At 38.4% G+C, this 13471-nt stretch carries 12 protein-coding genes; 5 read left to right on the top strand and 7 right to left on the bottom strand.

Annotated features, from left to right (window positions below):
• Positions 1 to 117: 117 nt before the first annotated feature.
• Both asnB and NSQ50_RS16070 read left to right on the top strand, forming a co-directional pair.
• Positions 118 to 1995, top strand: coding sequence for an asparagine synthase (glutamine-hydrolyzing) (gene asnB / locus NSQ50_RS16075; RefSeq protein ID WP_076141278.1), 1878 nt, complete (start codon positions 118 to 120; stop codon positions 1993 to 1995).
• Between the two features lie 15 nt (positions 1996 to 2010).
• Positions 2011 to 2538 (top strand): putative immunity protein, encoded by a 528-nt coding sequence (locus tag NSQ50_RS16070; RefSeq protein ID WP_038571367.1) that lies wholly within the window; start codon positions 2011 to 2013, stop codon positions 2536 to 2538.
• Between the two features lie 830 nt (positions 2539 to 3368).
• On the opposite strand, the gene NSQ50_RS16065 is transcribed toward NSQ50_RS16070, so the two are convergent.
• The 6 genes from NSQ50_RS16065 to NSQ50_RS16040 all read right to left on the bottom strand — a co-directional run bounded on the left by NSQ50_RS16065 (position 3369) and on the right by NSQ50_RS16040 (position 9161).
• Positions 3369 to 3782 (bottom strand): sensor histidine kinase, encoded by a 414-nt coding sequence (locus NSQ50_RS16065; protein ID WP_076223752.1) that lies wholly within the window; start codon positions 3780 to 3782, stop codon positions 3369 to 3371.
• A 371-nt stretch (positions 3783 to 4153) separates the two neighbouring features.
• Complete coding sequence (locus tag NSQ50_RS16060) at positions 4154 to 5653, bottom strand: alpha/beta hydrolase family protein (RefSeq protein ID WP_076223749.1); 1500 nt, start codon at positions 5651 to 5653, stop codon at positions 4154 to 4156.
• A 271-nt stretch (positions 5654 to 5924) separates the two neighbouring features.
• Positions 5925 to 6158: a hypothetical protein gene (locus tag NSQ50_RS16055; RefSeq protein ID WP_036676988.1), complete on the bottom strand. Its 234-nt coding sequence runs from the start codon at positions 6156 to 6158 to the stop codon at positions 5925 to 5927.
• Positions 6159 to 6544: 386 nt separating this feature from the next.
• Positions 6545 to 7294, bottom strand: coding sequence for a MerR family transcriptional regulator (locus NSQ50_RS16050; protein WP_076223744.1), 750 nt, complete (start codon positions 7292 to 7294; stop codon positions 6545 to 6547).
• On the bottom strand, positions 7269 to 8195 hold the full coding sequence (locus NSQ50_RS16045) for a DUF2268 domain-containing protein (protein ID WP_036676993.1): 927 nt from the start codon (positions 8193 to 8195) through the stop codon (positions 7269 to 7271). The genes NSQ50_RS16050 and NSQ50_RS16045 overlap by 26 nt, the downstream gene beginning before the upstream one ends.
• A 414-nt stretch (positions 8196 to 8609) precedes the next feature.
• Positions 8610 to 9161 (bottom strand): TetR/AcrR family transcriptional regulator, encoded by a 552-nt coding sequence (locus tag NSQ50_RS16040; protein WP_038571364.1) that lies wholly within the window; start codon positions 9159 to 9161, stop codon positions 8610 to 8612.
• 148 nt (positions 9162 to 9309) lie between these two features.
• Between NSQ50_RS16040 and NSQ50_RS16035 the strand changes: the two genes are divergently transcribed.
• The 3 genes from NSQ50_RS16035 to NSQ50_RS16025 all read left to right on the top strand — a co-directional run bounded on the left by NSQ50_RS16035 (position 9310) and on the right by NSQ50_RS16025 (position 11526).
• Positions 9310 to 10233 carry a ketopantoate reductase family protein gene (locus NSQ50_RS16035; RefSeq protein ID WP_076223742.1) on the top strand — a complete coding sequence of 308 codons (924 nt, stop codon included), beginning with the start codon at positions 9310 to 9312 and terminating at the stop codon, positions 10231 to 10233.
• 713 nt (positions 10234 to 10946) lie between these two features.
• Entirely contained in the window at positions 10947 to 11186 is a 240-nt protein-coding gene (locus NSQ50_RS16030) for a helix-turn-helix transcriptional regulator (protein WP_036677000.1), read from the top strand.
• Positions 11176 to 11526: a hypothetical protein gene (locus tag NSQ50_RS16025; RefSeq protein WP_036677002.1), complete on the top strand. Its 351-nt coding sequence runs from the start codon at positions 11176 to 11178 to the stop codon at positions 11524 to 11526. Before NSQ50_RS16030 ends, NSQ50_RS16025 begins: the two co-directional genes overlap by 11 nt.
• Before the next feature lie 211 nt (positions 11527 to 11737).
• Here NSQ50_RS16025 and NSQ50_RS16020 read toward each other — a convergent pair whose 3' ends face one another.
• Complete coding sequence (locus tag NSQ50_RS16020; protein ID WP_076223739.1) at positions 11738 to 13216, bottom strand: serine hydrolase domain-containing protein; 1479 nt, start codon at positions 13214 to 13216, stop codon at positions 11738 to 11740.
• Between the last annotated feature and the right edge of the window lie 255 nt (positions 13217 to 13471).

The following is a 13471-nucleotide window of genomic DNA, read 5'->3' as shown; positions in this document are numbered from 1 at the left end:
CTTTTCTTTTTTTATATTTTCAAATAAGTGAATCCTTTAGAAAAAAATGATAAATTTATCAAAGCAATTATGGGCACTCTATATCCTAATCTTTATAATAGGAAGGACTGCCAGAGTATGTGCGGAATAGCAGGAATATTAAAATATAATGGACAGCCACCACATGAAGAAACCTTAAAACAAATGACAGGGGTTATGAATCACCGAGGTCCCAATCATGAGGGAGTATGGCTCGATTCTCGCATTGGACTTGGTTTTCGCAGATTGTCTGTAATTGATTTACGTGATGGCAATCAACCGATGACGAATGAAGATCGTACTCTTTGGATTATTTTTAATGGTGAAATCTATAATTATAAAACACTACGAGATCAACTTAAGCTAAAGGGACATCACTTTCAGACGCAATCAGATACAGAGGTCATTGTGCATTTATTTGAGGAATACGGCAAGGACTGTGTCCATCATTTACGTGGAATGTTTAGTTTTGCGATTTGGGATCTTAAGGAACAATCTCTTTTTGCTGCTAGAGATCATTTCGGGATCAAGCCTTTTTATTATTACAAAGACGAAAATAATCTTTTATTTGCTTCGGAAATTAAAAGCATACTTGCAGTGCAAGGGGTACCCAGAAAGCTTCAGTATCAAAGTTTATTCAGCTACTTAACTTTTCAGTATGTCCCGCATCCTGATACGATGTTTGAACACATTCATAAATTAGGACCTGCAGAGCGAGTATTTGTTAACTCGGAAGGTGAAATGAAGATCGAGAAATATTGGGAACCCCATTTTCAACCGGTAGTACGATCTTTAGCAGACTACGCAGAAGAAATTCAGTGGAAATTGAAAGAGTCTGTAAACCTTCATTTACAAAGTGATGTGAATAGAGGATGTTTTTTGTCCAGTGGAATTGACTCTACAGCTATAGCTGCAATGATGAGAACAGAAGAATCCACCAAAACCTTTTCAATTGGATTTGAAGGGTTGAACAATGAAACAATCATTGCAAATCAAACAGCAGCCAAACTGGGGACAGATCATTATTTTCACATCTTATCGCAAAAAGACTTTTTTGAAAGTATCCCGAAAACGGTCTGGCATCTAGATGAACCTGTAGCGGATCCTTCTGCCATTGCACTCTATCATCTAAACCAGCTTGCCAAAGAACATGTTACGGTTGTCTTATCAGGGGAAGGTGCTGACGAATTATTCGGAGGATACAGAATCTATAGAGAGCCAAATGCTTTAAGACCGATAACCTGGATGCCTAACTTTATAAAGGATTCGTTACGAAAATCATTATCCGTATATCCCTATCATTTTTATGGAAAAAATTATTTGCTTCGGGGTCTGACACCTTTAGAAGAACGTTTTTTCGGTAATGCGAACATCTTCAACAAAACCGGTAAGATGAATTTGCTCCACGAATCGGTACACGCTCAGCATAGCTTTTTACATCCCGCGGATATCGTTAAGCCTTTTTATGATAAGACAGCTCACCTAGACCCTACGACAAGAATGCAGTTTATTGATATGAATTTTTGGTTACCTGGAGATATTTTATCAAAAGCAGATAAGCTATCCATGGCACATTCATTAGAATTAAGAGTCCCATTTTTAGATAAAGAGGTTTTCGAAACGGCTAGTAAAATACCTGTATCCAATCGGATTGGGCAAAAAACAACAAAACTTGCTTTGCGTAAAGCTATGGAAGGAATCGTTCCGGAAGCTATTGTGAATCGCCCGAAACTAGGATTTCCCGTACCCATTCGTGATTGGCTCAAAACTCCAACTTCAGATATAATGTTCGAACAAATACGATATAGTGGCATTGAAGAAATATTCAATATGAATATCATCGAAGAGATGTTTACCCAGCATCGGAGTAATAAAGGCGACTATTCGCGTAGAATATGGCTAATTTACATTTTTTCAGTATGGTACACTCTTTTTATAAAAGAAGATCTGAAGCAATTAAATAGTGCCGTATTGTAATGGGGGAGTGATTCGTTGAATATTGAGGAATATGCATGGAATAAACATGAACAGCAATTAAGAGAAACTAACATGTTTACTTATACTAGTCCAAAGATAAAGATTATAGATAACCATGAATTAAGAAATCGGCTTGAAGAAACGCTTGAAGAGCTGCCGCAGAAGTTTCTGGCCAAATGGGCTTTGAAAGTAGCAGCTGAGCACCTGGATCATCTGGACCAGCAGCTTGTAAATGACCCGCGGATTGATTTAGGTATAGAAACGCTAGAAAAGCGTATAACTGGTGAGATTAGAGCCTTTGATTTAAGAAAAGTTGGATTCATAGTCAATGAATTGGCCAAAGAGTCCACAACCGAGGCTAGTAAGTATGCTGCCCGTTCTTTTGCACAAGCCATAGCAACTGGACATATGCGAGGACACGCTATGGTTTGCAGTGACTATGCAGTAAAACTGGTGAATTACATATCAGATCATTCTTCAGTTGCAGAGGCAGCTACTAAAGAACGGGAAAGACAATTAAGGATAGCTGAAGAGTTGCTTTGAAATTAAAGCTTTAAAGATGAACATGTATGAGGATGATTATAAAAGTTAAATAATGGTAATAGTCAATTTATATAATCAAGAGTTATGTAATCTAATGCAACAATAAAAACATTATCAGCACTTAAAGTTTTATGCGAGACTTGATGAGCTTTAAAGCTTAATACTCGTTTAAGATAAATCGATTACTAAATAAGAATCAATTGCTTATGAAAGGGCAGTTATTTTGAACAGGTTTGAACATTGATTAGATAATCATTAATAGACAGTAAATTGGCAATAATTTGCATCAAATTGGTTGGTTCCTTTAATTTATATACTACTTCCTCACAAAACCCGTATTTTGTACATATGTCACTAAGATGCATTCTACTTAGACTATACATAGATCTATATGGATTGTGTCACAATCTAGGGGTTTATATTATTTGATCTATTTATCACTTCCTCTTTCGAGTTCCGAGCAATAACCACATCATTAATTAGAGCCTTGCGATTTCGACTGGCCATATCAATTGCTCAGAGTTTCATCAACCACTTATAGGACGACACACAAATTCATTCAAAAAAACTGTTGAGCTGATTCAACGGTTTTTTTGAAATTCCTACAAGGCATCACATCCAAGTTAAACATTGAGCGATAATCACCCTTTGTTTATATGCGCTAATAACCGGTAGCGAAGCCATATAATCTTCTTCGCTTATTGCACAGGATGTACTAATTTCTTCTTTTTTGAAAAGATTAGATAATAAAGAACTTTGCTGCGTTCTATAGATATCCCCAAAAGTCCCGACAACAATTGTAAGTCTCTTTTGAAGAGTACTATTATTATTTAACTAATCACCGGAAAACGAATCATAACTGTCGTACCACACCCTACCCCGCTGCTAATGTGGACAGTACCTTGATGTTGATCGACGATCCAACGTGCGATCGATAGCCCTAGACCTGCTCCATGATCCCCTCTACTTCTAGAGGAATCTCCCTTATAAAAGCGATTAAATACGAGTGGTAATTCATGTTCCGAAATACCCACTCCGTTATCCTTGACGGTTACAAGAACTGATTTCCCCTGCCTAAGACACTCAAGATCGATTTGCCCATCCGCCTGCGTAAATTTAATGGCATTGTCCAACAAAATCATGAACAACTGTATGAGACGATTCTCATCTCCATTCATGAGCAATTCCGAGCCTTCGACATGAAGCTGTACCCGCAACTGCTTGTAATCCATTATTGGCTCCATTTTTTTGGCGATCTCTTTAATGATCCCGTCAATACTAACAGGTGTGCATGAGATAACTTCCTCATGTGAACGCCTCTTGCCAGAAGAAGTAGGCCGTCTACCATGTTGCTCATTCTTTTGGTTTCTTTCAGAATGGCTGAAAATTGGAGCACTTTCTTCCTCGATCGTATGATCGGGATGGCGTAACAATATTCTACTTCGGCTACGGTACTTAAAAGGGTAAAGTTAACGGGTGGCCGTTAGCTTAATAAAAAGACAGCCGATCATCTAGACGGCTGCTATCGTGTATGGATTGATCGATCATTCCCCGTAAGCGTAATGATGTTGCTTCAGTCTAAAATAACTGCAATCATATTAACCTGCTCCGTAATTTATAGCGAGGTTACGAACTTCACCTCCGGAAAACGGCTATCCGGTCCTTTCATTAAGATTCCGTCTTGATTTTTCAGATACATATCGAAGAAATTCAGCATATAGGTATTGGTAACGGAGTCCGCTCTATCGGGCTTAATCTTTCCTGTAATGCCCAGCATTTTGAAAATCGGAGAAATGAACTGTACGTCGGTAAAATTCAAATGCTCCGTATTTTCGATATAGAGGACTTGTCCCCCTTCGTCGACCGCTTTGCGCATTCGTTCTAGCTCTAACTTTTTATCTTCCGTTACTTGATCCTCCCACTCTCTGGTTGAGCCCATACGGTTAATTTCTGCATCCGTGTAGACCCGGTTATCCATCACCATTTTTAATTTTTCAAAATAGCTTTCCGAGTTGAGGAATAAAAACGGCTTTTGCAGTCCCTCTCTTTCACGCAGACGATAAAGCCCTCCATCCAGGTCTATGCCAACCGCGATTCGCGGATCGTAAGAAGCGTCATAAGCCGTTGCTCCACCGATAGAATGACCGAACACCCCGACATGGTCGAGATCAATCCAGCCTTTTAGATGACTTGGAATCTGCCCCGATTGGATAAGTTCGAATTGGTCCAGCACAAACACCACATCGTCGGTTAAAACTTTCCCTAACTTGTCGCGATTTCCGCTTTCCGTCCGATAATCATGGTCAGGCGAGAATAAGTCGTTGGTTGTGCTGGTCGTGATTCGACCGTCCGGAAACTCGGTTGCAGATGTGTTGTAGGTGTGGTCTATCATTGCCACGATATATCCGTGACTCGCGAGATATTCGGCTTGCGACGTGTGGAGGAACCTAGAAGAGCCGTTGCCGGGATTCCCAAGGATCAGTGGGTATGAAGTCTTTGCCGTAGAGATTTCCGCTTCCGAATATGCATGACTGGATACGTACTTCAGGTGTTGAAAAGTAAACCCGGGAAGACCATAGTTCGCGGCCATATAACTTAAAATCCGCGTATCGGGAATAAAAGCAGTTCGCTTGCCACTACCAGCTTGAGTCGGATACCATACCTGAACCATCAATTCTCTTTTACCCTCTCTTGCTTTATCAAAAATCTCTTGCCTATTGGTATCCACAAAATGAAACGTTTGCGTTCCTACCTTAAATATGCCTGTCAGTTCAGGGAGTTTAAATACAGGAAAAGTATACATGAGGACCGCTGTTCCGACCAGCATGATCGCTATAGCGGTATAAGCTGAACCCAACAGGAATCGAGGGATTTTTTGGAAACTGCTTTTTTTTAAATAACTATAACTTGAAATGGCTAAAAAAAAGACCGTTATGCAATATGATAAAAACAACTGCACTCTGTATCCTTCCACCGTCCAATGAATGACCAGTAAAACTGCGGCGATCCCGCTTGCAACGAATACTGGAATTATACGCTGACCTTTTTTTAATACAACTGTTAATACAAACAAACTGATGTTTGACAAATATAGCAATAATTCAAACAATCTCATCTCAAGTCTCCTTTAAAAAAATTTCATTTTCATTTGTTCCAATCATTCCTGCCTAGCTAGCCTAACCTCCCCTCCTTTTGCTGCTTCAGTATAAAGACGGTTTCTCAATCCAAAATGTATCAGTTTCGTTACTGTAAACTGCTTATTAGCTAATGAAAAGGCAGCCGATCATTTGACCGGCTGCCTTTTCATTTTGATTGAGCTATCGTTTATCATTAACTAGCTTAATGGATCACATTTGTAGTTTTAATGCAACCTACCACTTATTCCCTTAATCTCCCTTTACTTCATTATCGTTCGGAATTAATTCATACAAGGCACGAACATCACAACCGATGGAATCGGCGATCGATATGGCAATTTTGAGTGGCATCACTCTTTTGTTTTCAATAAAGTCGTAAACTCGTTCCGGTTTAAAAAACAAGTCTTTTGCCAGCCATTCTGCTGACTTTCCGGATTCCATCAATCGTTCATTCAGTAAGCAACGTCCTAGTTCAAATTTCAAGAAGCGATGACCTCCCGTATAAGATAATACTTAACCTTAAGCGTTGTCCATTGCCAGCATGAATATACTTCATAAAGAGTCCTATAACGATGAAGTTCCCCATGCGTCTGCCCAATTGTTGGGCGAGTTCCATCGCGGGCCTTCGTTTCCCGTTAGTTCAACCGTGTTAGACTCCGAAGAACTCTTTTATCTTCAGCCAAGACTCATACCAAAATGTTTTCGATTTATATAGTATGGCGTTCTCTATCTGTTCCTCATTTTTTATTATAAAAACTGCATTATCTGTGGCTTTCAAATTATTTATCTTGGCTGTCTTTTCTATATTGTTCCTCTCTTCTATCTTCACACTCCGCTTATCAACCGAAGTTTCAAACGAATTTTCCTGTTCACGATTGAGATATATGATGCATAATAGCACTGTGTAGAAAATCTGAAAAATCCTCATTGCTATATTGATTAAAGTAGTTATTGAATCGTACATCGAATTTATAAGTATCGGCAATGCAAGCCAGTAGCTCTTTATCACATGGCATGAATTGCATTAGATTTTTTTTCCACTCCTCGATTAATCGTTGAACTTCATCGGAGGAAGGATGCTGATCGACACAAGACGCAATTTGCTTGAATACTTCCTCCATCGATTGAAAACGTTCATCTTTTTCATCTTGTGATAGTTTATCCAACGTTTCATTAAACACATTATACGCTTCTGTTTCACCATAGATGAATCTCGCCTCATTTGCATATTGTTCTTTTAATGGCAAAACGGAAGAATTGTTGAAAATTTGCAAATTACTAATATCATTCCCCGAAACGTATTCTTCGAGAGCAACCATGATGGTTTCTAGTCTTTGTTTTCTCGAAAATAAGGTTTGTCTCTGCTTCTTTAATATTTGATTCTGTTCTTGCCTGGTCAGCTTTAAAATGTCCGCAATTTCTTTCAAGGGAAAATCCAATTCCTTTAAGAACAAAATAGTTTGAAGTTTTTCCAAACTGCTTCGATCATATAAGCGATACCCTTTTTCCGTCAGATGTGTCGGTTTAAATAAATCAATCCTATCGTAATAATGCAAGGTCCGGCTAGTAATGCCTGTAATCTGAACAATATCTTTAACAGCTAATAATGGTTTCTTCATCCCAAAATCCTTTTACTTCGTCTAGTATTTGAGCAGCAGGTGTTATTGTGGCCTCAAAGATTGTTCTTCCTGTTTTTCTTAAATAATATTGGATTAAATAATATCCGCAAGCGTAGCCAGCACTATAAGGCATATTGACCGGTTCAAAGTTTTGAAGTTTGGCGATCTCGTCACCGTAAAGATACGGAGCAAATTTATCAAACCCTGTTAATTGCAATTGCTCTCTAAGGACAGGCTTTATGCGCCTGTTAAGTGTGTCTGCGTTTGTTTTCGTTACCCAAGGGCCGAGCAATTCTTCGCCAAACATGAACATAGCATAGTTTTCAGCTAATCCTTCACTTACAATGAGCTCGCCCAAATTAACGGTGTGATCCCACTGAATAAACTGATATCGCACATTATGGTTGCATTCGTGCGCCAGCGCAGCCTTCATTCGAGAAATCGTGTACTCATTTGGCAAGAGTGTACCCCAGATAAACCCGGGAATGCCCCCAAAGCCACTATATCCTTCGTTTATTGTTAAGGCACTGCTTTCAGGATTCCCTAGTTGAATGGTAAACAAATATTCGGATACGGGGAGACTTATTTCATGCTCTATAAATAGACGGAGGCTTTTCCTTACCGCGTGCTCACACTCTAACCAAAAAGAATCTGATGAAATCAACTCTACCTCAGATGAAATCTGCTGGGTAATCTGATCAGGGGATCGATGCATTATACTATTAAACGTAACAACGTCAAAACCATTCCCCTCTTCAGCTCTAAAAGGGATCTGTTGAATTTGCCATTGTTTCATAAAGGGAGCCATCATTTCATTTCTGAATAATTCAAGTTTTTCCTCGGGCGAAGCTTGGGCAACTTTTTGATAAATGTGGTCTGAACGCAATGTTTTTATGTTCATATCTCTCACTCCTAGTCGTCTATTAGTGAGAATTATGCACTATGACCTAACGTCATAGTCAAGGGATTTGGATCAAATACTGATAATTAGGTACTTTTATCGCCAGTTATATAAGTTTCTTCCCAGATGATTCTCCTTTGCCCTAATAATTATGATTACACCGTTGAATCAATTGTTAGATACGAATTTGCAAAAGGTTACAAACAATTTCGTTGATATTTCAATATAACAGAAACTGATCGTATGGAATGTCGCTCCGTACATATATAAGCAATAACGCCCTATCTCGTGCTCTATAACATCGTCCACCTTAAGAGTAAGTTAGGTCAGTTTTTATGGAGTATATTGTGTAAACAAGCTTATGCGCGCTTTTTTATTGTTATAGAACATATGGATTTGGTTTGAATGACAGACTCATTCTTTAAAATAGGGCGTAATCCCTCTTGAATATAGGTTCTCCACTAACTTGAAAAATTCTTCAGACGATAAATCCTTTTGACGCTGGAGCCAAAGACGAAACAAAGAAAGAGCAGTTGTCAGGTAAAACTCAATGAAGTATGGCGTTAAGGATTGGTTTTGCGGAACGTTTAATCCTAATTGATCCAAAGTGATTTCTTTCTTTAAGCGTTTTAAAAAACGGGCACTTCCATAATCACCCAAAAGGGCATTAAGAACCAGGAGATGTTCTTTTTTATCCAGACAATTGAGCGTATCTTGAACCGTATCCTTCGATAGCTCTTTATTCGCCAATTCTTTTTTCATGTCATTCAATAAGTCATTTTCAACAGAGTCTAACAATTCGTAAATGTCAGTAAAGTATTGATAAAAGGTGCTGCGGTTATATCCTGACTTATTCGAAATTTCCTGAATCGAAATTTTTTCAATCGGCTTTTGGCTATATAACTCACAAAAAACTTCTACAAACTTTTGTCTTGTTTTCTCCGTTATTTGGGGTTGCTTTTTCATGTTACCCTCCTACTAGTGAATAAGAATATCATCCGACAAATCATAAAAAACTGATGGTTGATCAAGGAATAATGAAGATTTATAATCACATCATACAACATGTTGTCGGATAATTAAAAGAAAATGCTAATAAGTAGGGGTGGTTTAATTGTCAGCAAAACAAGATAGAATTTTAATTTTTGGTGCAGGTGTCATCGGGAGCATGTACGCAATTAAGCTTATTGAAGCAGGGTTTGACGTTAGCCTGTTTGCACATTCGAATAGATATACATCATTAAGAGAAAATGGCCTGCAGTATATAGAAAAAGGTACAGTTAGATCGATACAAGTGAATGTCATTGATACGCTCGAAAATGACGATGTATACGATTTTATTTTCGTTACCGTTCGTTATGATCGGTCGGAATCAGCATTGTTAGCGCTAAAAGATAATCAAAGCAAAAATATAGTTACGATGATTAGTAATTCAATTGGATTTTCTTCGTGGCTGGATATCGTAGGGGATAGACTTTTACCAGCTTTTCCTGGCTTCGGCGGACAGATTAAAGATGGAGTATTGCATACTCGATTTCTACCAAAGTTTATAGCGGCAACTGCATTTGGAGAAATTAGTGGTGTAGCGACAGAACGCATAGAAAACCTTGCAAAATTATTTAAAACTGCAAAGCTTCCCTACGTTATTAAAAAAGATATGCAAGCGTATCTAATCACACATTCCGTATCAGACATTGCCATGTTGAGTTTTTTGCATTCTGAGAATAAGATTATTGACAAAAAAACAGCCAGAACCAGAAAGACGGCACGCAAAATAACAGTCACTTTAAAAGCGTATCTAAGGGCAATACAAAAAGCTGGCGTTTCAATTGATCCATCAATGCTTAAATTGGTGCTGAAATTTCCAAACTTATTTTTGGATCTTTTCTTTATGACATGGCTAAGAACTAAAATGGTTAGGGATATGATGTTGCCGGATTATGCGAATAATGCTAACAATGAGATTGTGCAGCTGAGTAATGATTTAATGAAATTTTTAAGTCAAAATGATATCAAATCGGAAATACATGTTCAGTAATTTTTTGTTAAAATAGTATGGTGATTTTTAATTTATTTTCATTAAATCCTTCAATTGGGGTTGATCTAAATATGAAAATCGAAATATATAGTTTTTTCGTAACATCCTTGACTAAACTAACGGGAAACGATAATTGAACAACAACAGCGGCAATCTAAGACTTTATTTATCAAGTCTTTTTCTGTCGCTGCTTTATTATCCGGGACAGTCAGCTGATAAACGCATTTCAGTATTCAAAGTTTACTCACACCTGGGGTGATTCCTATCTTGGTTGTGGTTCTTGCCTGGATGCTGGCTCATAATATTTTGTACACCTATATCTCTCCTTTCCTTGGGCACTCCTGCTTCTCTTGCTTCTTGCTCTGTTTGTTGCCTGGCGTGCTAAAAGGCATGGGTTTCGTCCATCCCAGATCCGTTAAGTAATCCGATTGCCATCCGTCTGCTATTGACTGTGAATTGTTCTTGCACGATCGTGGCAATCATTCATCTATTTGCGCCACTGAAAATCATAAAATGCACCACCAAAAACCATAAATTATATCAGATCGATATGTGAACCAGGCGGAATCATGAATTTCGTCAGGTTCTTTTTGTAGTCTAGTCTTGTAAATCAAAGCAATCTAAGTAAACATAAAGGTTTTATATTACTTAGTATAAGTATACTTTACTTTTGTTAAAAATAAGTTTATAATTTGCTTCAAGAGGTGATGGTCATGAAGAAAGATTTTGGTGATTCAATATCCAATAAGGTTTATGAATATCGTGTACTTGCCAGAATGTCTCAGCAAGAATTAGCAGAGAAAGTCGGGGTTTCCAAACAAACCATTTTTGTAATGGAAAAAGGGAATTATGTTCCAACTCTTCTATTGGCTTTTCGAATTGCCGATTTTTTTAATGTTGATGTAAACGATGTTTTTACTTATTTGAAAGGAAATGATCAAAATGAAAATTAAGTCTATTTCTGATATCCATAACGCAATTTTTCACCCTTTAAAGTCCTGGGCTGAGCAATCTACGGGAAATTGGAATATTCTCATTGGAGTCGGTTTTTTACTGCTCATGGGTAGTGCGATTTTTACCTATGTATTTTATAAGAAGATTGGGCAAGACGATGAACGGACAAATAAAATCTTTTTGAAAAGCAGTTACTTTATGCTGTTGACAATTATTCTATGTGACATGATTTTTCCTAAAGAGTATATGTGGAACATCTTTTTCTTGTTCAAATATGCGCTAGCATTTTTAGCTGGTGGAATTTACATGGCCATCCAGTATAAAAAGGATTTGTCGTAAGGAAGGGTCGCAGAGCGAGGGCCAGCTAAGGATGGGGATTAGACAATGTTGATAAATATACTAACTAAGTGATATGGAAGTTCAATAGGTGCAATCGGGTTGTAAAATAAATTGCTAAAATCAAAAATATCCTTTTATGTTCCTTCCCCCTTCTGCTTCTAGCGGCAATGGTTACATGTTCTTGTCCTTTGATCGCGACAAGAACATGTATTTATAAATCAAAAAAAACGCGCTCTGCCCCGCCTCTTATGGGACTATTATATCGGTGAGTGTATACAAACCATGTAATGCTTGCTGTTAATAATGCTGACGAAATCAAGGCTGTAAGAACACTATATGTTTGCCAAATAAGTATCGTTGACCAATCTAATACACAGCACATTATACACAGGGCAATCGTAGCAATCAGCAAAATAGCTGTTACGATTATTCGCTTTTTTGTCATTGGCTGCCGCCCATTCATTTTTCTTCTGCGTAATCCTAAGAGAAAGAACAGAACGGCCAATAGGCAAAAAATAATTGTGGTAGACGATAAAATGATGTCCAAAAGCTGTGTGCCGCTTATTTCATATGACTGCGTTAGATTGCCGTCTAATATATCTTTGATTTTTAGTACCATGCTTCTGTTGATATTGGCGCCGTTGGTCAGCAAGCAGACGGCTGTTCGTTCATTTGGCAGTATGATCACTTCGGTTCCAAAATTGGGATTTCCCCCGGGGTGCTCTATAATCGTTTGGTTGGCGTTTACCGTCCAGCCCGCCGCATAATACATTTCGTTGACATCCGGAACAGACATATCCCCCTGATGTGATTTTTCGATAACCGTATGGAATATTTCGGGTATGTCCTTCACAATACCCATCTGTATGCCCATCCAACGCGCCATATCTTTTGTAGAAGAAATGATGTAGCCTGCGGGTTTATTCCCGGAATAATCCGGCGCGTTATATGGAGTTGTCATAAAAAAGGAAGAACGGTAGCCCTGTGCCAACTGTCCGGTGGCTTGAGCCTCTTCTTTATAAACATACGTCTGGTGAAGACCTAACGGCTGAAATACCTGTTCCCTCATAAAGTCTTCATAGCTTTGTCCCGACACATTCTCAATAACCAAACCCAATACGTCATAATTAACGGTTCCATAGCTATACTGTTCACCGGGAGGGAACACCAACCCAGCATCTACCAGCTTTTCCACAGTCTTTTGCAGCAAATCTGGTGTATTGCCTTGTGGAATATTTTGAGAATGCCTACTATTTGTTAGGCCGCTAGTATGGTGAAGAAAGTTATTGAGTGTAAGGCTTGTCATATCAACAGGTTTCCCTTGATACTTTAACGTAAACCAAGGTAAATATTTTTGGACAGTGTCAGTCATTGACAGCAGCCCTTGCTCCTCCAACAGCAGAATGCCCATGCCGGTAAAAGCTTTACTGACCGAGGCCAACTCATATAGTGTATTTTCACTTGCAGACGACCCACTTTCACGGTCTGCATACCCGGAAGAAAAGTAGAACATTTCATCATCAGCAAGTATCGAGATTGACATTCCCGGCACACCTGATATACGACGGGCATCATCCAGCAACGCGTGTATTGCCGCAGATTGCGTATCTGACAACGACGCATAACTTTGTGTTGCGAATCTTGAGATTAATATAAGTATCGTTATCACACAAACAATAGTCTTTTTCATAAACTCTCCATATCAAAAAAATTATGCGAGGATAATATAAACAACCCGTAGTACGCCTTATCCGCCTAATGCGTCGTTCCATTTTACTTAATGCTAAACGTTCAATAATTAGATTACTATTGTAAACTTCACAGACCCATGTATATTATTTCTTGTTTCGCAAAAAAGACCCCTCTGATTGCTTACCGGAAAGGTCTCCTTTCTTTTATAAAAATTTCACCCTATAATGATAAAGCTCAGTGTAGGCAAGCTTCA

This window comes from Paenibacillus sp. FSL R10-2788 (assembly GCF_038003885.1).
Lineage (GTDB): Bacteria > Bacillota > Bacilli > Paenibacillales > Paenibacillaceae > Paenibacillus_AQ > Paenibacillus_AQ odorifer.
This window is presented reverse-complemented; position numbering and strand designations above follow the sequence as displayed.